The organism is Pseudomonas allii (assembly GCF_055380095.1).
Genome location: NZ_AP039450.1, coordinates 3,965,210 through 3,984,392 on the forward strand (window position 1 = coordinate 3,965,210; position 19,183 = coordinate 3,984,392).

At 52.5% G+C, this 19,183-nt stretch carries 26 protein-coding genes; 7 read left to right on the forward strand and 19 right to left on the reverse strand.

Annotated elements, in window-relative coordinates:
• Positions 1-22: 22 nt before the first annotated feature.
• From ACZ445_RS17830 to ACZ445_RS17885, 12 genes are all read right to left on the reverse strand, one after another.
• Positions 23-760 (reverse strand): hypothetical protein, encoded by a 738-nt coding sequence (locus ACZ445_RS17830; protein ID WP_464707355.1) that lies wholly within the window; start codon positions 758-760, stop codon positions 23-25.
• A 23-nt stretch (positions 761-783) separates the two neighbouring features.
• The gene (locus ACZ445_RS17835; RefSeq protein ID WP_464707356.1) at positions 784-1,128 is read right to left on the reverse strand and encodes a phage holin family protein; all 345 of its coding nucleotides are present in this window, start codon (positions 1,126-1,128) and stop codon (positions 784-786) included.
• Positions 1,129-1,349: 221 nt separating this feature from the next.
• Positions 1,350-1,736, reverse strand: coding sequence for a hypothetical protein (locus tag ACZ445_RS17840; protein WP_464707357.1), 387 nt, complete (start codon positions 1,734-1,736; stop codon positions 1,350-1,352).
• A 411-nt stretch (positions 1,737-2,147) separates the two neighbouring features.
• Positions 2,148-2,867 carry a hypothetical protein gene (locus tag ACZ445_RS17845; protein ID WP_464707358.1) on the reverse strand — a complete coding sequence of 240 codons (720 nt, stop codon included), beginning with the start codon at positions 2,865-2,867 and terminating at the stop codon, positions 2,148-2,150.
• Positions 2,860-3,393 (reverse strand): hypothetical protein, encoded by a 534-nt coding sequence (locus ACZ445_RS17850; RefSeq protein ID WP_464707359.1) that lies wholly within the window; start codon positions 3,391-3,393, stop codon positions 2,860-2,862. The genes ACZ445_RS17845 and ACZ445_RS17850 overlap by 8 nt, the downstream gene beginning before the upstream one ends.
• Positions 3,383-4,207, reverse strand: coding sequence for a ParA family protein (locus ACZ445_RS17855; RefSeq protein ID WP_464708625.1), 825 nt, complete (start codon positions 4,205-4,207; stop codon positions 3,383-3,385). The genes ACZ445_RS17850 and ACZ445_RS17855 overlap by 11 nt, the downstream gene beginning before the upstream one ends.
• A 536-nt stretch (positions 4,208-4,743) precedes the next feature.
• Positions 4,744-5,133 carry an antiterminator Q family protein gene (locus ACZ445_RS17860; RefSeq protein WP_464707360.1) on the reverse strand — a complete coding sequence of 130 codons (390 nt, stop codon included), beginning with the start codon at positions 5,131-5,133 and terminating at the stop codon, positions 4,744-4,746.
• 296 nt (positions 5,134-5,429) lie between these two features.
• Positions 5,430-6,758 carry a tyrosine-type recombinase/integrase gene (locus ACZ445_RS17865; protein ID WP_464707361.1) on the reverse strand — a complete coding sequence of 443 codons (1,329 nt, stop codon included), beginning with the start codon at positions 6,756-6,758 and terminating at the stop codon, positions 5,430-5,432.
• On the reverse strand, positions 6,755-6,964 hold the full coding sequence (locus ACZ445_RS17870; protein WP_464707362.1) for a hypothetical protein: 210 nt from the start codon (positions 6,962-6,964) through the stop codon (positions 6,755-6,757). Before ACZ445_RS17870 ends, ACZ445_RS17865 begins: the two co-directional genes overlap by 4 nt.
• Positions 6,964-8,331, reverse strand: a complete 1,368-nt coding sequence (dnaB, locus tag ACZ445_RS17875) for a replicative DNA helicase (RefSeq protein WP_464707363.1) — start codon at positions 8,329-8,331, stop codon at positions 6,964-6,966. Before dnaB ends, ACZ445_RS17870 begins: the two co-directional genes overlap by 1 nt.
• Positions 8,324-9,031 carry a helix-turn-helix domain-containing protein gene (locus ACZ445_RS17880; RefSeq protein ID WP_464707364.1) on the reverse strand — a complete coding sequence of 236 codons (708 nt, stop codon included), beginning with the start codon at positions 9,029-9,031 and terminating at the stop codon, positions 8,324-8,326. Before ACZ445_RS17880 ends, dnaB begins: the two co-directional genes overlap by 8 nt.
• A 366-nt stretch (positions 9,032-9,397) precedes the next feature.
• The gene (locus tag ACZ445_RS17885; protein ID WP_464707365.1) at positions 9,398-9,637 is read right to left on the reverse strand and encodes a helix-turn-helix domain-containing protein; all 240 of its coding nucleotides are present in this window, start codon (positions 9,635-9,637) and stop codon (positions 9,398-9,400) included.
• Positions 9,638-9,720: 83 nt separating this feature from the next.
• On the opposite strand from ACZ445_RS17885, the gene ACZ445_RS17890 reads away from it, so the two are divergent.
• Positions 9,721-10,581 (forward strand): XRE family transcriptional regulator, encoded by an 861-nt coding sequence (locus tag ACZ445_RS17890; protein WP_464708627.1) that lies wholly within the window; start codon positions 9,721-9,723, stop codon positions 10,579-10,581.
• Between the two features lie 359 nt (positions 10,582-10,940).
• Here ACZ445_RS17890 and ACZ445_RS17895 read toward each other — a convergent pair whose 3' ends face one another.
• The 4 genes from ACZ445_RS17895 to ACZ445_RS17910 all read right to left on the reverse strand — a co-directional run bounded on the left by ACZ445_RS17895 (position 10,941) and on the right by ACZ445_RS17910 (position 12,907).
• The gene (locus tag ACZ445_RS17895; protein ID WP_464707366.1) at positions 10,941-11,669 is read right to left on the reverse strand and encodes a type II toxin-antitoxin system death-on-curing family toxin; all 729 of its coding nucleotides are present in this window, start codon (positions 11,667-11,669) and stop codon (positions 10,941-10,943) included.
• Between the two features lie 18 nt (positions 11,670-11,687).
• A complete protein-coding gene (locus ACZ445_RS17900) occupies positions 11,688-12,173 on the reverse strand; it encodes a type II toxin-antitoxin system death-on-curing family toxin (protein WP_464707367.1) in 486 nt (161 codons plus the stop codon).
• A gap of 1 nt (position 12,174) precedes the next feature.
• On the reverse strand, positions 12,175-12,357 hold the full coding sequence (locus tag ACZ445_RS17905) for a hypothetical protein (protein ID WP_464707368.1): 183 nt from the start codon (positions 12,355-12,357) through the stop codon (positions 12,175-12,177).
• A gap of 232 nt (positions 12,358-12,589) precedes the next feature.
• Positions 12,590-12,907: a DUF1654 domain-containing protein gene (locus ACZ445_RS17910; protein ID WP_464707369.1), complete on the reverse strand. Its 318-nt coding sequence runs from the start codon at positions 12,905-12,907 to the stop codon at positions 12,590-12,592.
• 499 nt (positions 12,908-13,406) lie between these two features.
• Between ACZ445_RS17910 and ACZ445_RS17915 the strand changes: the two genes are divergently transcribed.
• On the forward strand, positions 13,407-13,787 hold the full coding sequence (locus tag ACZ445_RS17915) for a response regulator transcription factor (RefSeq protein WP_464707370.1): 381 nt from the start codon (positions 13,407-13,409) through the stop codon (positions 13,785-13,787).
• 22 nt (positions 13,788-13,809) lie between these two features.
• On the forward strand, positions 13,810-14,103 hold the full coding sequence (locus ACZ445_RS17920) for a hypothetical protein (protein ID WP_464707371.1): 294 nt from the start codon (positions 13,810-13,812) through the stop codon (positions 14,101-14,103).
• Between the two features lie 227 nt (positions 14,104-14,330).
• Here the strand turns inward: ACZ445_RS17920 and ACZ445_RS17925 are convergent, their stop codons facing one another.
• From ACZ445_RS17925 to ACZ445_RS17935, 3 genes are read right to left on the reverse strand one after another with little or no spacing between them, the layout of a single operon-like run.
• Positions 14,331-14,855 (reverse strand): hypothetical protein, encoded by a 525-nt coding sequence (locus ACZ445_RS17925; RefSeq protein WP_464707372.1) that lies wholly within the window; start codon positions 14,853-14,855, stop codon positions 14,331-14,333.
• Positions 14,848-15,516 (reverse strand): hypothetical protein, encoded by a 669-nt coding sequence (locus ACZ445_RS17930; protein ID WP_464707373.1) that lies wholly within the window; start codon positions 15,514-15,516, stop codon positions 14,848-14,850. Before ACZ445_RS17930 ends, ACZ445_RS17925 begins: the two co-directional genes overlap by 8 nt.
• Positions 15,500-15,778, reverse strand: a complete 279-nt coding sequence (locus ACZ445_RS17935; protein ID WP_464707374.1) for a hypothetical protein — start codon at positions 15,776-15,778, stop codon at positions 15,500-15,502. Before ACZ445_RS17935 ends, ACZ445_RS17930 begins: the two co-directional genes overlap by 17 nt.
• 730 nt (positions 15,779-16,508) lie before the next feature.
• On the opposite strand from ACZ445_RS17935, the gene ACZ445_RS17940 reads away from it, so the two are divergent.
• The 4 genes from ACZ445_RS17940 to ACZ445_RS17955 all read left to right on the forward strand — a co-directional run bounded on the left by ACZ445_RS17940 (position 16,509) and on the right by ACZ445_RS17955 (position 19,036).
• Complete coding sequence (locus ACZ445_RS17940) at positions 16,509-17,087, forward strand: hypothetical protein (protein WP_464707375.1); 579 nt, start codon at positions 16,509-16,511, stop codon at positions 17,085-17,087.
• Between the two features lie 358 nt (positions 17,088-17,445).
• Positions 17,446-17,694: a hypothetical protein gene (locus ACZ445_RS17945; RefSeq protein WP_464707376.1), complete on the forward strand. Its 249-nt coding sequence runs from the start codon at positions 17,446-17,448 to the stop codon at positions 17,692-17,694.
• 36 nt (positions 17,695-17,730) lie between these two features.
• A complete protein-coding gene (locus ACZ445_RS17950; RefSeq protein ID WP_464707377.1) occupies positions 17,731-17,967 on the forward strand; it encodes a DUF4224 domain-containing protein in 237 nt (78 codons plus the stop codon).
• Positions 17,968-17,971: 4 nt separating this feature from the next.
• Positions 17,972-19,036: a tyrosine-type recombinase/integrase gene (locus ACZ445_RS17955; RefSeq protein ID WP_464707378.1), complete on the forward strand. Its 1,065-nt coding sequence runs from the start codon at positions 17,972-17,974 to the stop codon at positions 19,034-19,036.
• The last annotated feature ends 147 nt before the right edge of the window (positions 19,037-19,183 follow it).

The window sequence follows — 19,183 nt, forward strand, 5'->3', positions numbered from 1 at the left end:
GACTTCCCGTCGACTACAGCCATCAACGAGCCGAAGCCATCGCTTCAGCCCAGGCGGTGGCTGCGTCAGCCTGATAGTTCGCGTTGACGATGTTCTGCCCGATCTTGAAGAACGGGAAAATGGTTCGATACCTGGGCGCTGAATCACTGAAGATAAACACTGGCCGTACCTCATCGCCCTTACCCAGCGACTTGCGCTCCCACACACCCTGCGTACCGTCGATCTCACCAGCGAAGAAGCTACGAGCATTGCCCTTGCGACTACTTCGGGCGCTACCGGTAGCGTTCGCCTGATAGCCCCTCGAAGACTCAGCAGCTCCAAGGCCCGATAGGATCTTCAACATCGTGCCGCGAGATACGTTGCCGTATTGGTTCATAAATGCTGTGGTGGGCACTGCGTATTGGCCGCTGCGCATGATGCCGCGCGCAATCAACGACTTTTCGAAACGCTTGTGAGGCCGCAGCCCCCCGCTCACCGCCTGCTGTAGGTAAGTATCAGCAGGGATGCCAGACGCCCATGAGTCTTTGAAATAGACCTCGGCGGCTCGCGTCTTGGTGGCCATCTTCACGAACAGGCTATTCAGCGTGGTCGGGGTGGGCCGGTCCAAGCGTTTCTGCATCACCGTGATGGAGCCCTTCTTGACCCGTTGAGCCAATAGGGTCGCGGTACGAGCCATCACGAAAGGAATTTGTCGTTTCTCTAACTCACGCATGCCCGCAGAAACAGGGAACGCGTCCAGCGACATGTCGACCTTGAACATCGTCTCTCCCCCGCTCTGTCGATCTACTGACTGTTAGTGGTGCGGCCTGAAGCCGGGTCGCTAACGCCCGCTTTGCGCGCCAAAAATTGCGTATACAAGCCACCTGCGACGTCTGCGCCTATCACCGCGATTACAATGCCCAAGCCGGCGGCTAGGTAGAGGTTGTTCCAAACGGCCATTGCGAGCAGCAACGTGGCCATACCTAACAGTCCTGAAGCTAGAAAGCGCAGTGCCACTCGCTGAAGGATTTGGCGAATGCCTAGGTCACTGCCTGATGCGCGAAGCATTTCTCCAGACAAACCGGCGAGGCTTAGTAGAACCAACAACCACAAAGGCACATCGGTCAATGCCTGATGCTCGGAGTTCATCTTGAGTCCTCAAATAGGTCGGCCTCCACGTAGCTGGCATCCGCTTTAGGCAAGGAGACAGGCGTGGGACCGAAAACAAAAAAGCCCTGCTCAGTGGCAGGGCTTGTAATTAGGAACAAAAAACCCGGCTCAGGGGCCGGGCTTTTAAGGCGTCTCGCTGCGTTCACAGCAATACACGCTGCTATAAAAACAAATCTATTCCGTGCGGAAAAGCATTAATTTCAATAACCGTAACTTTTCCTAAGGATGTCACTCCCAGCAGGAGTAATGACGTACCCACCAGAACCGTTTGACTCAAGAAAGCCCCTTTTAACAAGTGAGTCGATAGTCTTGAATGAGTAGGTTTCTAACTCTTCTTTTTCACGCTGAAACTTACTATCTGGGTAAAGCACGTAACCAAGGGAGGCAGAATTCAGTGCAACACTTTGAATCTCTGTCAGCCTGACCTTGGGCGTCTGTGTCGACAATGGCACCGAATGTTCAACCTGCTCTAGCTCCCCCTTTCTCCAATCACTAGCCTCGACGGGCGCGGCTTTTTTTCTAGACCGAAGCACCACAACGATAACCACAACCGAAACAATCAGCACCACTTTTACATAGACGTCCATGTGACCTTCTCCGTGATTAAATTTCGAAATTCAGCTCCAATTGAGCATCCGTTCACCTTCGTTCTGACCAACGATTGCATGGAATTTGGCCAATAGGCCTTGAAATCATGATCGGCAGAGAGAACTGCAAAAGCAGTCGTTCAACTGTTGGCGCTAAGCTCAGACAATACTCACGAGTTTGTACACACTCTGGGACATCTGCCGCTGGCAGCGGCCGGCGATCGCCGGCCATCACACGTAGCAAATCGCCGAGCGGAGGTGTGACATCTTTTCTATAAAAGGCCTGTGCTGAGAATGCCTTTAGTCCGCCCGGGTAGAAGACAATGAATTTTATTGGCATGTTCATTAGTCCCCCAAAGCATTGCGGACTCAAATTTAAATTGACACTGCAATTCCAGACGAGCGCTATTGCTAATTGAAATCAGCGATAATCGGACGTATCGACTTTGGCACGATGTTCAGTATGTTTTCTCGATTCCGGTGATGCATTTTATGAAACTCCGCATTGAGCAATAAGCACACTATTATCGTAAAGCTTTGGGACACCCTTACATACAAATCTTTCGCACTTACTGCTTTTGTTTTTGCATAGACTGGAAGCCCATCTAATGATGTTATTTGCTCCATATTTTCAAATGAAGCTGTGTGAGTATCTCGACACAACACTTTATAATCGGAGTGAAGCTGATCGTAATAATGCTTTATTGTCGAATGCGCCGTAAATATTTGCAATCCTGCCGAAGATTCAAATAGCTTGTAAACGTTTTTTTCTCTAATTATTTCAGGCTGCTCTATTGCTGCAATCGCACGCACAAAGTTTTCGATAGAGGACCTGAGCATGATGCGACACGCCTTGTAGCTCCCATTAATCCAGTTAAATAGGGACGAACTGAGATCCGATACCGCTTCCGAAATTCTTAGCCAAACATCAGTTGTGAATGAAGATTTAGAAGCAGAAATATCATCCTTTGAAGATATAATCTCTGCATGCCAGCACACTACCGAAAAATAGACCTTGTGCATTGCCTTCAGCGATTCAATGTATGAATTTTTGCCGAGACTTGGCGCGACAGAGTACGCAGCCACATAATTTCTAAGGGCGGAAAAATCAGCAGTGCACTCCCTACTCATCAATAGCACCAATTTTCCGGATGGTTTCGTTCCAAGAGAAGCTAACGGAGCTTTTTTCCCTGATCACTAAATCTAGTTTTTCGGCGTTACCAGTTATTAGCGACAGCGCGTTAACAAGGCTTGCTAGCTTATTATCATCTAGATCATTAGCCTCACAGACGATAAGGCCTATAAGCTCGTACTTAGAACGTTTCTCTATTCGAGAGATAGCAATGCCTAGGACCTCGTTGGCAAACTCGGCTATGTCCTCATTACGTGAAAACAATTTCACATCTTGAAATAGTCTAGGCAATACACCTATAAGATAATGGATATTAGGATTGGGCGATATATAGCGATCTACCGTCTGAGCGGTCGAATCAGAAACAATCAACTTACTTCTAAGTATATTTGGTATTTCGTTAAGTTTGAGATTTTTCTTGGCATCAAGCAACCAAGACAGCTCTTCAATAAAATCAATCGCATATCTGACTTTGGTATCGTCAGTGACCTCTTTGCTTTTTGACTTCTTCGTTTCACGCATCATTCGAGACTCGGTTAACAAACTCTGTAGTGATGGCCGTTAGGGCGCTTTTCGACTCAGGGTCGTCACCATCGAGTATTTGATATTGTGAGAGTTGGTTTTTTGCAATCGCCGTTCGCTTGACTAAATAGCTTGGATAGAGAAAATTTTTCCAGGTTTTATCATTCAACAGGTAAGCTTTCGCATTTTGGAAGACATTCGTCTGAGTTTCCGCGATAGTCAATACCAATCCAGCGCACTTTATATCGAGATTGAAATTATCTTTCTTCTCTTCGATAATACTTCTTAATAGATCAATGCCTGTTAAAGATATCGGATCAGCCTTTACTGGAATCAAATAATACCCAGATGCTATAAGAGCGCTAGTCATCCAGATTGACGGTGTGGGAGGCGTATCGATGACGACATAGTCATATTTGCCTTCCAGTGTCTTAATATAATTTTTAAGCCGATTCTCTCTACCATCTCCGGGAGCCATTTCTAGCCGGTAAAGCTCCAGGCTACCGGGGAGCAAATCTAAGTTTCGTTTAATCTTCACAATCTCAACTTCGTCAAGATCTCTCGGCAGTGCGGTTTTGCTCGCTCTCACCGCACTTGGAACTATTCTTTTTCTATCGAAAATCTTGACAACAGTGTCTTTCTCCTGCTGCAAATGCTTCATGTACGATTCGGGAGTAAGTAAGCACTGAGTAGCATTAAATTGTGGATCTACGTCGATGATCAAAACACGACAATTGTGACGGGTTGCAAGACAATCGGCGAGGTTGATTGCAAGAGTCGTTTTAGCCACGCCTCCTTTCATATTTATTAGGCTCACGACTTTCAAGATACTCTCCCTAGATTTAGTATTTTACTCTGACGCCGTAGTCACCAAGTGAAATGTCCCAGTGCGGATGCTCATTGCCTGTCAGAGAGCGTAAATTACTGCGTCTTCCTTGCGATGTCCATATGCACTAACGGCTACCAATCATGGTTGAAAGCGGTGGTGATGAATGCTTTCGAATGGTCTCAGGTCGCGGCACCACTATTACGGTCACTATGCAGGCCTCACGCGCAGGCTAACGCCTCGGTGCACGGAGCCTTACAGGATTACCCTCAAGTACACCCGCTATTCCTATGGCGCCCCCCAGACGAAATGACACTATTTGCCCCCCTGCAATCGAACTTCGCGCTTTTCTGGCGTGAAATTCGGATTATTTCAAAAGAGCCGACGCAATGCAGACCCTGGCGAAAGTCACCAATCAACCAATCGCGGCCAATCTCGATGGGTGCTTTCGGCCATAAGTAGACAGTCGGATAGTGTCTAGGAAATCTGGGGCGATTCAGATAGCAGTCAGTAAGGCGTCGCAGAGGTCAAGCCACCGTCCTCATCTCACTCACAGCACAATCCACCCAAGCAGCCCCAGCCCTCGCCAACTCACGTGCTTTCCCCTCACTGATTCCGAAATACTTCCCCACACGCAACATTGGCCACTTTTCGCCGTAGTACAGCCAAATCACGTCTCCCATCTGTTGATCCCGATGGGTAAGCCTAGCCACAGCATTATCGATAGCTACGGCCCACTCATCTGTGATGCAGTAATTCTTACTAACTGATACCTGTGCTACCGCTTGCCGCATCAGCGCCAAAGTAGGGGACGTGTAACCAGGCACACCCATCCCGTCCATTCTCCACCATCCCCATTGTTCAAGCAGGTATTCGGTGTCCCCCAATGGCCGGCCAGCCGGCTTACGAATCATCATGCTCTCAATCCCCTGTGAAATTTGTTCCGCCTGCGCCCAGGCGATTTGGTTGCTCGTATTGGCTCTGTGGCCCTATAGGTGTTGGAGCAGTCTTCAACGCCAAGACTTCGCGCTGTACCTGCTGCAATTTGAAACTCAACTGGGTGACCAACTCGTCGACAGAAAGCACCAACTTAGTCCCCTTAACAACCCAACCTGAGCCGTTGCAATCCGTGCAAACCAGCTCATAAAACACCCCCGCCACTACCGCCTTACCCTTGCAGATCGAGCAGGGTTCAAGCTCGATCCGCTCCCGCTTAAAGCCAGGCCCCTGTCGTTTCTGCACGTTTTAAAACCTCGCCCTTAACAAATTGTGGTTCTGGCTCGCAGGCCCCGCCGTTCAAGGCGTGTACGAGGTTTTGCGAATCTTCATATCTAACGCCTGTCTGCTCATGAATCGCCCTGAAGCCACGCGCATCTAACCAGTTGTGCCATTTCACCAAGGCCAGGCGACGTTGCTCTTTGGCCTGGGTGTTGATGTAGGTCGAGGCGATCTTGCCCAGCGAGTGATTGAGCAGCATCTCCCCAATGTGGCCGTCGACGCCAAGGTCAGTCCAGGCGGTACGGGCCACCTTGCGCAGATCGTGACTGGTCCAGGCGCCCTTCCCTAGCCGGGTGAATACGGCGCTGGCTTGGTGGTCACTCAGCGGCTTGCCACGACGCGACGGGAACAGGAAAGCGCCTGTGTAGCCCTGGGCAGCCTGGCGGTCACGGTAGCGGCACAGCAGCCCGACAACTTGGTCGGTCAACGGCACCCGAAGCTCGGTCTTGGTCTTGGTGTGTTCGGCCGGTAGGAACCACTCGCGCTCCGGCAGTGCAATGTCAGCCCACCGTGCTTGTCGGGTTTCGCCAATCCGGGTGCCGTGGCAAAGCATCATCAAGGCCAGCATGGCGTCACCCGGCACGTTGTCGAAGCGCTCAGCCAGCAGTGCCACCAGCTCGGGTAACTGCACGTCACGAAGGCGCGCAGGCTTGGGCAGGATGCGGGCCGTGGTGAAGTTGCTGAACTTGAGCTCAGCCATCGGGTTGAAGGGGATCAGGTCGAGCTTGCGCGCCTGGCGGAAGGCCATGGCGACGAGGCGGAACAACTGCTGAACGTAGGACAGCGACAGTTCTTCCTGCGCCGGCCACATTAGCTGCTTGTCCAGGGTTTGGGCGTTGAGGTCGTTCAGCAGCAAATCATCCAGGCGCGGCTTGAGCTGGCAGCTGATCGCAGATTTGATAGCCGCCCGACGCTTGTCCGAGAGCGCTCGCGATTTGGCCATGCGATCGCCAAACCAGTCGAGCAGCTCGCCCACGGCCGCCCAGCCCGAAACGCTCGCAGCGCCGTCAGCCGCCACACGCAGCCTCACCGCGGGGAGCGCGGCGACCACCTGTTTGCTGCTGAGGTCGGGAAAATGCCCGATCAGGTGCCATTGGCGCTTGTGGAGCAAGTACCAGGAGCCGCGCGCGCGATTCTTCAAGTACCGAAAGTGAAGCGCTGGATGGCTTGCATCCCGCAGGTCACGCACATGCTCAAGCTTGGCGATGCGCGCGATCTCGGCGTCCGACAATTTCACCGTCAGGGTTTTGATTTGGGCATTCATGAATTGACCTCCTTGCGGGCTCGGAGATCAACGACCTCAAAAGTCGATGGCCACATCCAATCGCCGTAGCGCTTGGCCATGGCCTCATCAGCGAACAAAGCCACCGCATGGTCAGGCAGGACGTCCATGTCCAACTTGAAGCCGCAGCAATGCACCGCATAGCGGTAATTGGCCGGGACCGGAACGGCCAGGCGAATCGGTGCCATCAGTTTTTTTCCTTTCTGTAACGGCCAGCCAGGCTGTTGACCTTTTCGGGTTTGGCGGGCTCAACCCAACCAGCTGCCAATTGCTCGAACCGGCTGTACTGACCGAGGAAAGCGGCACGTACGGTGCCGCCGGCAATGTCACGGCCCTTACCGATAATGATTTCGGCAATGCCTTTGGCTTCGGAGTGTTCGTGGTAGACCTCATCGCGGTACACGAACAGGATGATGTCGGCGTCCTGCTCAATGGCGCCGGATTCGCGCAGGTCAGAACACAGCGGGCGTTTGTTCGGACGCTCTTCGCATTTGCGGGAGAGCTGGCTGAGCAAAATCACCGGGACGCCCAGCTCGCGGGCCATGAGCTTCGCGGTGCGTGTCATGTGGCTGACTTCCTGCTCACGGCTGGACGTTCGCGAGTCGGACTCAACCAATTGCAGGTAGTCAATGACGATGAGGTCCAAGCCATACCGACGCTTATGGCGGCGGGCTGCCGAGCGCAGTCGATTCATTGACATCGACGCGCGATCCGACAGGAACAGGTTCGACTTCTTGAGCTTGCCGGCGGCACTCATAAGCTCGGCGCCGTGGGTATTCGGGGCTTTGCCATTTTTGATCAGCTGTAAGGGCACCCGCCCTTCGGACGCCATGAAGCGATCCATCAGGCCCGTGTTATCCATCTCCAAACTGAACGCCATTACGCTTTTCCCATCACGGATAGCGGCGTGAGATGCGATGTTCATGGCGAGCGTGGTTTTGCCCATGGCCGGTCGGCCAGCGATGATGATCAGTTGGCCAGGCTTGAGGCCTTGCAGCTTCTCGTCCAAATCAGGAATGCCCGTGGACAGGCCGTCAATTTCATCACCACGATCAGCCCGGGCCTGCAGCACCTCGATGTAGTCGTTGAGAAAGTCCTCAGCCTTGACCACTTCGGATGTTGCCGATTGGCTGTCAATGGCGTGGGACTCAGCCTGTACCGCTGCAACCTTGTCAGCCGCCGGCTGGTCACCGTAGGCAATGTCGTTGATCCGCACGCTCAGCTCGATGATCGACCTATCCAGGCTGCGCTCACGAACCGTTCCGGCGTAGGAAGCGGCGTTTGCAACGCTTGGCGTATTGCGGGCAATTTCTGCGGCATAGGCAAACGAACTAGCACCACCAGGCAGATCCCCCACATAAACCCCGACGGTCACGATATCGACGGGATGACCATCACCGTGCAGAGCCAAAATCCCGCGATACAGCTCGGCGTTGTCCTCGTAGTAAAAGTCCTCGGGCACCAGATCGGCGGCCAGTACGTCGATCAGCTCAGGGCGCAGGAACATCGCCCCCAGCACACCGTGTTCGGCTTCCAGGCTGTAGGGATCACGCATTGTAATTACCCTCAACGACCTTCACGAAGTTGCTCGGGGCAATCAGCCAATCGAAGTTGCAGCGGAAAGGATTCCCGCCAGAAGCCGAAACCTTACCCATCAGAAACTCGCTGGAGCGCACCAGTGCGAAGTACTCAGCCCAGAAACTGAGATCCTGATGAACATCGCTTTCGTTCCAACGTGCGCTGACCTTGGCAATACGATCCTTCGTCAACAACATGACCCGGGGAAACTCCGGGATCGTTGCGTTGAACAAATCGACGATTGCCTGGGTTGGGCATTTCGGTTTCGAAATTTTCGTTGGTTGCTCGGCGCCAACAAGAGGTGACGGTTCACTTGATGGTTCTATTACGGTTCTGGGTGCGGCTGCTGCGGGGGTTTGTGTCGTGAGCTGCGGGGGTGATGGTGCATATGCTGCGGGGCGCGCCTCCTGCGGGGGTGCATAAGATGCGGGGGTTAGGGTGTAAATTGTCGACCGCCCCATCCGTTCCCGGACAGACAGAATGCCCACCTGACCAAGCCACTTTATGGCGGCCTGAACAGTCCTTTCCGCTAGGCATGTCCGCTCAGAGATACGCGCAACCGAAGGCCAGCAGACACCCTCGTCGTTTGCATTATCAGCCAGCGAAATCAGTACAGCCTTTTGCGGGCCGCTCATGCCTTGTAACGGCCAACACAGGCTCATGATGATGGTACTCATGCGAGAACATCCTGGGCAGGTGCCAGGGACGCCCTCAAGTGATTGAGGCATTCCCGGCTGAATTGAGACTTGGAAGCACGCGAATACTGGCCGCTGATCATCAGGGCGGCACTCATCGCTGCGGATTGATTGGTGACTGCTTGTCGAGACACCTTTTCGGACTCACCGGGAAGTGTCGAGACATCTTCTGAGCCATTGACTGTGGGGGCGTAATTGATCACTATTGACCTCGGAATAAAGCTGTACTGAACCGCCCTGCCAGGCGGTTTTTTTATGTCTGCGATCCTGGTACTGGATGAATAAACAGCTAATCCAAATCACTTTTTAACCATCCGTAATGAGCGGAAAATCAAAGCTCACAAGGCGCTAAGCAGCCGACTTGTTCGGATGTGCTTCGGAAAGCAGCCAAGCCGTGTCGAAAGGCTTCCCCTTTGCGGTGGCCAGCTCGCATATCTTCTTGGCGTACTTCGTCTCGCCGGTGTACTCGGTGCGGGGCAGGCAGTCAGCGCTAAGCCACTTGTAAACGGCCCGTGGTGTCTTCCCGCATGCGAGGGCGACCACCGGAACGCCGCCGGCGTCATCAATTGATTTCTTAAGCGGGCTCATGTGGCCTCCAGGCGAAATATGAACTGTCGGTACATATTATGTCGGAACTGAAAGTACATGCAAGGCCGTGCGATATTGAACCTATGGTTCAAATAGAAGAGATACGCGCCGCCTTTGCCTCTCGCCTCAAAAGATCCGTTGCCGCAAAGGGCATCGACCAATGGGGCGCGGGTGCTCGGCTGTCTGAAATAGCCAAGGTCACCCCTAAGGCAGCGAGCAAATGGCTGAACGGCGAGGCGATGCCTGGTCCCGCCAAAATGCAGGCGATCGCTGAAGCTCTCGATGTGAAAATTGAGTGGCTGCAGCATGGTTCAGGTGATGAGCCGGGCCATTCCAGCTTAGGCCAGGGCAAAAACCCATCGAGCGCAGATGCGCTGTCCGCCGCCGACCTAGTACGCGACATGCTCGAAAAGCATGGAAAAGGACTGTCAAAAGAAGTGCGCCAGCGCATCGCGGTGGCGGCAAGTGACCCCGTGAGCAACGTAATCCCCGTCGACTTCTCTCGCCCTGGCCAGATCGGTGACGAGGTGTGGATCGCGCACTACGACGTACGCGCGGCGATGGGCGGCGGGCAAATCCCGCACGAATACCCGGAAATGCTCCAGGACATAAGGGTCAGTCCCAAGCATCTGCGCGACCTGGGTGTCACGTTCAAAGAACACTTTCACCTGAAGATGATCACCGGGTGGGGTCAGTCGATGGCTCCCACCATCAAGGATCGCGACCCGTTGCTCGTGGACATTACGATTCGGGAGTTCACAGGCGACGGCATCTACCTCTTCTCCCACGACGAGATGCTGTATGTGAAGCGCTTGCAGAAGAAAGGCAAGGACCGCTTCAAGATGATCTCGGACAACAAGCATCACGATCCAGAGGATATCCGAGTCGACGACACGTACATCCTGGCGCGGGTGCTTTACGTTTGGAATGGACAGCCGGTGTAACCCATGCCCCTTACCAAACCCAACCAGTAGCTGCGCCGCGACCTGAAAGAGGCTGCAGTCTTACTCAAGTGGTTGGGCGTAGATCTGATGCAGGCTGCTGTAAAGCTGTCAGAGGCCGGGCATGAAGGTGATGCTCAGGAGCTGATCAAGATAGCGACCAGGTTTCAGGCGGTCGAGGATCTGATGGCAGGGTGTGCAGAAGAGGTGAAGGCGGGAAGGCGGGAAGGATTGAGCGGCACAAGTAGCGAGGCTGGTTCACTGACTGAATGAGCGGCAACCTCATATTGATTTTAACGCTGAATGGCTTGAGCTTGAATAGGGTTATGAGCTTGGAATTCCATAACCCGAACTCTGCATTTTTAAGTTGAAGCTAGGCGCCGGAATACTTCGCCACGAAATTTCATAAATTCATTTAACTCCTCTGAAACTCCCTTTTGCCCATAAAAACGTCCAGAATCCACGCCATACTCTACAGTGAGCTGAAGCCTTTTCCTTAAATCTGCCAAGTAAACCGGATCATATTCTTCTCTACCCTGTTTACCTTTTTTTATTATTCTGGTAACAACTTCATCACCTTTTACAACATCAATCATGCCGTAACGTTCAATGAGTTCGAAACCGAATCTCCCAACCTTTTCGCGAAGGTCATTGTAAGAAAGATACTTGTCAGACTTCATGATCCGACGGGAGTTTCTCAGAAGCCAGTCTACGATAACCGGTACTTCATCCTGCCGATTTTCAGAAATCTCATGAGCCGCGATTTGCCTTGTGAATTCAAACATATCGTCATCATTGCACTTATCTACCCATATATTGTTTTCGCCTAAATAGTAAAGCGCACTCAACAGGCCGGTACGTTTATTGCCATTATAAAAGCAATGGTTCGATATTATCCCGTGAAATATCACAGCTCCTTTCTCGTACTCAGTGGAGTACGCGTCCTTACCATTAATTGTCTGGAATGGCCTAGCGCAGGCTGACTCTAACAAATGCCCATCCTTCACACCGGAAGGTTCGAGCGGATCTTCAGAACCAGCAAAATGATCAACCAAATATTGATGAATACTTTCAACTAACTCCCTGTCCATCGGGCTCCCCAGCCAAGTTTATAGCTTTAAAAATTTCGATTGTAAAATATTGTTATTTTCGTAAGCGTCAGAAGCCAAGTCATCAATGCTCTCGACATCAAACTTCACGCCCCAATGCTTTAACCAGCAACCAAAATCATCAAGATCATAGGTATGTTTCGCAAGCCCCTCGAACATATCAACAACCTGTTGCCATGGCGCAGTTAGCCGAACGCCATTTATCAACAGAAACACCATTACCGCCGCAGCGGCCGTGCGTTTGTTGGCATTAAAAAAAGGATGGTTTTGTACTAATGCTTCTGAGAAAACCGCACCTAGAACGAATATATCGTCAGCGTAGGCATAGCTCTGATACTGCATTGCCCTGTGTTGAGCGGATGAGAGTCCTGAGTGATTCAAGACTCCCACCGGCTCCATAGGAGTTTGCGCATCTATTAGACTTTCGTTCAGTGATGCTATATCTGACTCACTCAACCACTTAATCTGCGTTGTCGACTGAATCATTTCAAACTTTCGCCAATTCTTCAAATGCGCGCTCATACTGATCAAAAATGATCAGGAAGGCGTTATTCACCTGTTTTGAGCGCGCCGAATAGCTTCTCCGGTTGGCAGCAAGCGTTTGTCCGCCTTTAGACACATTCGGACGCTTAACATCTCGATTAGTGTGTGCCATAGCTATCTCCAGCATGTGAGCTCCTCCATAAGTTTACAGCTTTGGCCGATCTTGGCCTGGTTGCCTGGCTTCACGGACATGCGTCTACGGGGAGCCGCGCGTGCGCCCGTATGCCCGTGTTATATCCTTTACCGCGAGATCTGGACAGCAATTTATCCTCAGCACAGCCTAAAATTCTTTACAAGCTTCATTTCCCATGTACGCATATCCAGCCTCGCATGCTGCCTAGGCTGAAATTGAAATTTACTCAGAAAGGTGCTGCCTCTTTCTGAAGCTCAAACTCCAGCCCCCCATGACCCACCGACTCCGCTTCCTGCTGCTCCCACCTCACCGTCGCGCTGCCGTCGTCATTGATCGTCAATTCAAGCTCATCCGTCTCGGCGATCACGCCCAGCACCTCTTCCCACTCCCGATCTCCATCCGTGTCCAAGCGATGAATCGTCACCCAACGCTGCGCCTGCGCCACCGGGTGATTGATCATCGATGAGAAGCGCAGCGCAAGGCGCTCCATGCCACTCATCTCTTGCCCTGCCGCCGGTGCCGGTGCCGCCTGCTTTTTCATCATGAAATCCCCCAATCAAATACTGTATATACATACAGGAATACACCCAGCATAGCGAACCGTTGGTTCAACGTAAATCACATTTCATCCGCCGTTTTGTGCCATCCAAACGTGGACCAATAATTTGCGTACTTTTGGTACTTGACCAAATATGAACCGATAGTTCATATTGAACCCATCGCAGGGACACACAGCTGCGGAGGGCCTACGCGCACTTTTCTTTCGTTTCACCTCCTGCCGGATCACCACCGGCCCAGATTCAAAGGCAGCGATGAACCGGCCTTAACGGTTCAGAGGGTTGGCAACTGACCCGGGCGCGCAGCGTAAAGCGTCAAGACGAGTTATCCAGCGGGAGAACAAGCCGAAAGGCCCGCGGCTGGACAGACAATTTAATGGGGCCGGCTACCGACGCCAGTAGCGGGAAGCCGGCAAGCGACACCAGAAGATTTCACTTCTGCACCTGGTGACGGGTGCAGCGGGAAAACAACCGGGAGTCACAGCGATGAACGAAATCATCAACGGCGCATGGAAGGGCCACCTCGGTAGAGGACTTGCGCCCAAAGAGCTTCAGTACCTACTGGCGGCGGCCCAGGGCATGACGGCCAAAGAGATCGCCCGCCAGTTCGACGTGGCAGCCTGCACTGTGGCCAAGCGCCTTTCCTGCGCCATGTTCAAGCTAGGGGTGAGCCGCCAGACCGCCATGATTGCTGAAGCTATGCGCCGCCAGATCATCTCGCCGATGTGCTTCGCCCTAGCGGCCTTAATAGCCATCCACGCAATTATTGGTGATGAGTCAATGCGTCGTGATCGCCGGGTGCCAGAACGCCGTACAGCAGAGGTCAGGATGGTGCGCCGCGCCGAACAACCGATGCTCCTCGCCTAACTCAAACGCAGAGAGAAAAGAAATGACCCCATCAATTCAAGAGCTTGCCGAAGGGCTCGCGGTCCTCCGTGTCCGCGCAACTATTGCCACCAGCACGATGTATGCCTCGATCGGCAAAGAGCAGCCCGTGCAAGAGGTTCGCTTCCAGGTGGTCAATAAGGGCCGCGGCGCCTATCACATAGTAGAGCGCTCCACCGGCAAGGTGCTGGGCATATGCTTCACCTGGAAAGCCGCGATCAATCGCGCCCAGGTGTTGGAGGCTCGCGCCGATGGTAAGAAAATCAACATCGAAGGCTGGTTGGAAGACGCACGATAAGCCGGTGGCAAAAACGACACATTGCAATAGTCAGTGGTGAGTGAAATGAAACATTCAATTTGCCGCTCGGTTGCGGCAGCTTGTTTGAAACTTGTTAGATGCCATATTTCTCAATATTTAAGCCATCTAGGCAGATACACTATCAACCTTACAAGGCGCTACCAGTTTTGTTTTTATCCTACAAGCTCTAGCTTTTCCTATACGAGCACAGGGCTGCTTGAACCTGCTTAATTTTCTGATCCTGAATTTCCACTTTTGTTCTGATTCATCTTTTTTAGCTTGAGTTTTTTTCGCATAGCTTTTTTATGCTCAAGTGATGCAGTGAGAGACTCGCAATGACCATAATTAGTAATATTGCTTTCCGCCATAGAGCACAAAAGCGTCTTAGCGAAGACTATATCTCTCAGTTCCTGCGAGACATACGTCATTCCATAGTGTGGCTCGCCGGCGGCATGAAAATCAATGATTAGCTTTCGGCGATTGACAGTCTCTAACACTTTAGGTACGAACATTTCTGCGGCGTTCCCTGAAGCGCTTGGCGTATATCTCCCTATAGCCTTATGAATAGCGTCACAGACGCGATTAGATCGCTCAGTGCCAATCCCGGAGAAAAACGAGACATATGTTTCCGGTGGCTTACCATCTTTCAAGTCAAACCATGTTCCCTGAGGCAAATCAGGATTGATAAAACGGAACAAGTAATTAATATCGGAATTGCCGCTAATACTTTCCTGACAGCTAACCTCAGTCATAGACCATCCTTATAATTTTCTCCATCATCCCTGTGTCAGCCGCATCTACAATAATTGCCTCCCCCGTAAATGAAGGAAACTGATTATTTTTGCCCGGATTTACCACAGAAAAAATAACGTCAGAATTATCACTTATCTGAAAATTTAGAATTGTTTTTTTATGCTTGATAACTGCCCCAAAAAACCCGCTTGTATTCTCAATATAAATTTCCAAGTTATGGGGTGCCAATGTGGGTATATATCTAAGAAAGTACTGTAATGAGTATGAGGATGGTGCCGCCATAGTTGATTTATTAGAAGACATTTCAGCTAAATACGCTAACGTCGCCTGGCGTGTCGACTGGACAAGGTAAATCCAATCCTCTCGGTCGAATTTTGTCGCTGTTTGATTTGCAAATTTACAGAGAACCTCTTCAGGATCGTATGGCGCCGCAACTAAGCCTTCTATATATCTTTGCCATATTTGCAGTAGCTCATCGCGACTCTGTAATTCTAGATCAGGACTTTTGGAAGAACTGTAAACATCAGTGTAATAGTGTCCGTGAGCACGCATGCTTCTTCCAGAATCTATTACTTTCTTAGATGAGCTTTCTAATTGCGTAGCGTAGTTTATATAGTTTATATAAACCTGCGCATTAAAAATCTTAGTTTTCTTGCTCATCGCTTACTTCCAAATCCAAAGCTTCGGCAAGGTTACGCAAAAATTGAACACTCGTTTTCTTCGATAGCGCAACGCTGGAGAAGACGTTCTCGCTTCCATTTTCGACATCAGCAAAGCTGAATACCACCACATCATCGTTCAATATGCTGATAGCAAAACCGTTTGCCAACATAGGAGGGTTAGCACGGTTCTTGAAACCCGAGACTTGTGCTGTCGCAGTCGACTGCTTGGATCGTTGTCTGGTTGCCGGCAGCTTAGCCATTGATACCCATCCATCCATTCGTTTATGAGAATTGAAGCTTAGCTTTAAAACTTTGGCCTATCAATGTTTGATATTCGATAATTAATTGCTATCTCAAGTTTGCTGTGTGGATGTTGGCAGCAAAATTGGCCTGGAGACCTACGTAGGCATTGGTGCAGCCTTAGGCCCGTATTAGTCAAAAAAACGACGAATTACCTTCCCCGCTTTGCGCATACATGATGATTTTACGGTTTTTATCGTTGCCTCGGGAACGTGATATCTGGTTGTACAACGATTACACGCAGATTCCCTGGCGCGGCAAGCCTGCCAGCGAATGCCCAGGCGGCCTCCGCTACAAGGCAATCGACAACAGCAAGGCCGTCACTGTGGTTCGCTGGATCGGTGGTGGCCTATTGGATCAACTTGGTAACCGATGAAGCCTGATGTTCGCGGCTGAAAGTATCGGTACTTCATCACGGTCACGCATTCGATTAAGTTCTGCCCGAGCCTCCTGAATCCCCATTGCATACCCTGGTGCCATCGCTGCTATCAGGTTCCCGCTGATAACGTGCCGCCCGCATTCAGGACAACCAACATCCTGACCGTCGTATGCCGTGTGATGGTCGACTGACTCGGTCCCACAGATGAAACAAAGCATAAACACCTCCCCCGGATTGATCGGTCAACTGTAGCCGATATTCACAGACTCCCCGCACTCCACCGCCCGGGCATGGCCCGGCAAGGACTCCCCATGCCTACAGAAAACAAAGTCGCCACGCCGCTGCAGGTGGAGCGCTCGACAGTAACGAAACTGGTCATCACCGGCGCACCGAATCTCGACCCGATCACGGTCTTCCTCGAGGACCTGGCCCAATACAAGGGCAAGATCAACGTCAGTTGCTGGGGCAAGAGCTGGGCGGCCTACTGGGGCGGAATGTGGGATGGCCTGAATATCGGTCAATTCTTCTGCGAGCTGAACACCGGGTACATCATCGGCTACTTCGACCAGGCGATGAGTCCTCGGCAGTTCAGTGCTGAAGCGCTTGCAAACAAGGCGCAAATCGCCGTGCTGAAAGACCGCCGGCGCGGCGATCTCAGCCAGGACGAGGCGCGCGAACTGTTCACCGACGCTGAGGACTCGCGCGAATCGCCATCAATCGACCACCTCCACGGAGCCCACAGCGGGCTCATGACCAAACTGTTCGGTGATGAATGGTGGCATGTGAGCGATGACGCCACCGAGCCGAACCCCGACTACGTCTACCTGGCGCGGATCATTCACGCGGTACAACAGGCGCTGCGTCAGGAACAGCAGGAAGTGCCCCCGTGATCGCCACCCCCTGGTTCGCCTACGTCTTCATCTACAAGGGGCCCAGGCCATGAGTAATTGCAACTGCAAATAGTCGGAAAGCCGACAGTTCAATGCGCCCACCATTAAGGCTCACCAAAAAAGGAGAGCCCTATGAGAGCGTTCGCACAAGCAATTATCGCCAGTGCATCAGTGACCAACCGAAAATCTAGGAATCGCTTCCTCCATGAATGCGACAGATGGACAAACCGCCTATACAGGCGCGACTTGATCAACCTTCAACAACGCCAGGAACTGCGGCGTCAAATCGCGGCGGCGTGCCTGGTGGCGTTGATGCCCCCCTACATGCCTGCCGGTGAGCGGCGGGCGAGGTATTCCCATGCCCGAATTAACGTACGAACAGAAACTGGTCGATTGCTCGACCGCCCCGAAAGTATCGGCGGGCATCATCAGCCAGATTGAGAACGGCAACTTCGTCACTTACTGGTGCGGAAAGCTGCGAGGGAAGTTCGTACAAGTCGGCCCCACCTGGAAGGCATCCACAAATCAACAGGCCAAGGAGTCTGCCCGGAAGTTCCGAGCGGAGTGCCTGGCAGAAGCGAAAGCTAAAGGCCTGCTCCCCTCCTAACCCACCTTATGCCGCCCAGCGCGGTAAGGACACCACATGGAAATTCAAACCGAAACGCTTGCGGAGGAAGAACTGGCGGCCATCACCGGCTACTTGATCCCGTCTGGCCAGATTGCATGGCTCAACCGAAACGGCTGGAAGTACGTGCTAACCCGAGCGCGCCGTCCGGTTGTCGGCAGGGTCTACGCCCGGATGAAACTGGCGGGCGTGAAGCTTTCAGCTGAAAACGTTGCGACCGAAGCCTGGTCGCTGGACTTGTCACGAGTAGGATAAAAAGATGCGAGCGAAAAAGGCGGCAAACAGGGACCTGCCGCCGCGAATGATTCGGCGTGTACGAACGCTGAAATGTGGAAAACAGTGGGTTGGCTACTACTACGACGGGAGGAATGAAGACGGGAAGCGGGTTGAGATTCCGCTCGGGGGTGATTTGGATATCGCCAAGACTGAATGGGCAAAGCTCGACTGCAAGCCAGTGCCGAAGAAGAACGCCCTGCTGGGCCAGGTGTTTGATCGGTACGAGCGGGAGATCATACCGGGAAAGGCGCCAAAGACGCAGAGCGACAACCTGCTGAGCCTGAAGAAACTACGCAAAGCCTTCTGCGATGCGCCTATCGATGCGGTGACGCCGCAGATCATCGCCCAGTACCGAGACGGCCGAACCGCCAAGGTGCGAGCCAACCGCGAGATATCACTGCTCTCGCACATCTACAACATTGCACGGGAGTGGGGATTAACGGAAAACAACCCTGCCGCTGGCGTGCGCAAGAACAAGGAAGCACCGCGGGACTTTTACGCGACAGAGGAAATCTGGAACGCTGTGTATGGCATTGCCGCCTCAGAACTGCGTGACGCGATGGACCTCGCCTACCTCACCGGGCAGCGCCCTGCCGACGTGCTGTCGATGCGTGAGGTGGATGCAGTCAATGAGTTCCTGCAGGTGGCTCAGGGCAAGACGGCCAGGAAGCTGCGCATCCGGCTGACCGCCGCCGGCGCGCTCAATGACCTGGGCACTCTGGTGGCGAGACTGATCGAGCAGAGACGCTTGCGCGGGGTCAGAACCCCCTACCTGATAGTCACAGAGGACGGCAGGCAGGTTACAAAGCACATGCTTCGTCTCCGCTTCGACGATGCTCGCGACAAGGCGATCACCATCGCAAGAGAAAACGGCGATGGAGTGTTGGCAGCCAGCATTCGAAAGTTCCAGTTCCGCGACATCCGCCCCAAGGCTGCAAGCGAGATCCTCGACCTAGGAGATGCAAGCCGGCTCCTGGGCCACACGGACAAGCGGATAACCGAGACCGTTTATCGACGCGTCGGGGAGATCGTGAAGCCGACTCGCTGAGCCCAATTTGCAACGAGTTGCGGAAACCGCCTGAAATGATGCGGAAACGATCGGCCTGTACGCTGATAGCTCTGCCGAAGCCCAGAAACGCAAAAGCCCCGCTAGTGCGGGGCTTTTGTTTGAATATTGGCGGGAAACCAGGGATTC

Excerpts from the sequence above, each read along its gene's own strand:
- ACZ445_RS17915 (WP_464707370.1), top strand. The coding sequence starts at position 13,407 with ATGAACGAAATCATCAACGGCGCATGGAAGGGCCACCTCGGTAGAGGA.
- ACZ445_RS17835 (WP_464707356.1), bottom strand. The coding sequence starts at position 1,128 with ATGAACTCCGAGCATCAGGCATTGACCGATGTGCCTTTGTGGTTGTTG.
- ACZ445_RS17920 (WP_464707371.1), top strand. The coding sequence starts at position 13,810 with ATGACCCCATCAATTCAAGAGCTTGCCGAAGGGCTCGCGGTCCTCCGT.
- ACZ445_RS17840 (WP_464707357.1), bottom strand. The coding sequence starts at position 1,736 with ATGGACGTCTATGTAAAAGTGGTGCTGATTGTTTCGGTTGTGGTTATC.
- ACZ445_RS17860 (WP_464707360.1), bottom strand. The coding sequence starts at position 5,133 with ATGATGATTCGTAAGCCGGCTGGCCGGCCATTGGGGGACACCGAATAC.
- ACZ445_RS17895 (WP_464707366.1), bottom strand. The coding sequence starts at position 11,669 with ATGGACAGGGAGTTAGTTGAAAGTATTCATCAATATTTGGTTGATCAT.
- ACZ445_RS17885 (WP_464707365.1), bottom strand. The coding sequence starts at position 9,637 with ATGAGCCCGCTTAAGAAATCAATTGATGACGCCGGCGGCGTTCCGGTG.
- ACZ445_RS17955 (WP_464707378.1), top strand. The coding sequence starts at position 17,972 with ATGCGAGCGAAAAAGGCGGCAAACAGGGACCTGCCGCCGCGAATGATT.
- ACZ445_RS17945 (WP_464707376.1), top strand. The coding sequence starts at position 17,446 with ATGCCCGAATTAACGTACGAACAGAAACTGGTCGATTGCTCGACCGCC.
- ACZ445_RS17850 (WP_464707359.1), bottom strand. The coding sequence starts at position 3,393 with ATGATGCGTGAAACGAAGAAGTCAAAAAGCAAAGAGGTCACTGACGAT.
- ACZ445_RS17940 (WP_464707375.1), top strand. The coding sequence starts at position 16,509 with ATGCCTACAGAAAACAAAGTCGCCACGCCGCTGCAGGTGGAGCGCTCG.
- ACZ445_RS17870 (WP_464707362.1), bottom strand. The coding sequence starts at position 6,964 with ATGGCACCGATTCGCCTGGCCGTTCCGGTCCCGGCCAATTACCGCTAT.
- ACZ445_RS17865 (WP_464707361.1), bottom strand. The coding sequence starts at position 6,758 with ATGAATGCCCAAATCAAAACCCTGACGGTGAAATTGTCGGACGCCGAG.
- ACZ445_RS17905 (WP_464707368.1), bottom strand. The coding sequence starts at position 12,357 with ATGCTGGAGATAGCTATGGCACACACTAATCGAGATGTTAAGCGTCCG.
- ACZ445_RS17830 (WP_464707355.1), bottom strand. The coding sequence starts at position 760 with ATGTTCAAGGTCGACATGTCGCTGGACGCGTTCCCTGTTTCTGCGGGC.
- ACZ445_RS17900 (WP_464707367.1), bottom strand. The coding sequence starts at position 12,173 with ATGATTCAGTCGACAACGCAGATTAAGTGGTTGAGTGAGTCAGATATA.
- ACZ445_RS17950 (WP_464707377.1), top strand. The coding sequence starts at position 17,731 with ATGGAAATTCAAACCGAAACGCTTGCGGAGGAAGAACTGGCGGCCATC.
- ACZ445_RS17925 (WP_464707372.1), bottom strand. The coding sequence starts at position 14,855 with ATGACTGAGGTTAGCTGTCAGGAAAGTATTAGCGGCAATTCCGATATT.
- ACZ445_RS17930 (WP_464707373.1), bottom strand. The coding sequence starts at position 15,516 with ATGAGCAAGAAAACTAAGATTTTTAATGCGCAGGTTTATATAAACTAT.
- ACZ445_RS17890 (WP_464708627.1), top strand. The coding sequence starts at position 9,721 with ATGGTTCAAATAGAAGAGATACGCGCCGCCTTTGCCTCTCGCCTCAAA.
- dnaB (WP_464707363.1), bottom strand. The coding sequence starts at position 8,331 with ATGCGTGATCCCTACAGCCTGGAAGCCGAACACGGTGTGCTGGGGGCG.
- ACZ445_RS17845 (WP_464707358.1), bottom strand. The coding sequence starts at position 2,867 with ATGAGTAGGGAGTGCACTGCTGATTTTTCCGCCCTTAGAAATTATGTG.
- ACZ445_RS17880 (WP_464707364.1), bottom strand. The coding sequence starts at position 9,031 with ATGAGTACCATCATCATGAGCCTGTGTTGGCCGTTACAAGGCATGAGC.
- ACZ445_RS17910 (WP_464707369.1), bottom strand. The coding sequence starts at position 12,907 with ATGATGAAAAAGCAGGCGGCACCGGCACCGGCGGCAGGGCAAGAGATG.
- ACZ445_RS17935 (WP_464707374.1), bottom strand. The coding sequence starts at position 15,778 with ATGGCTAAGCTGCCGGCAACCAGACAACGATCCAAGCAGTCGACTGCG.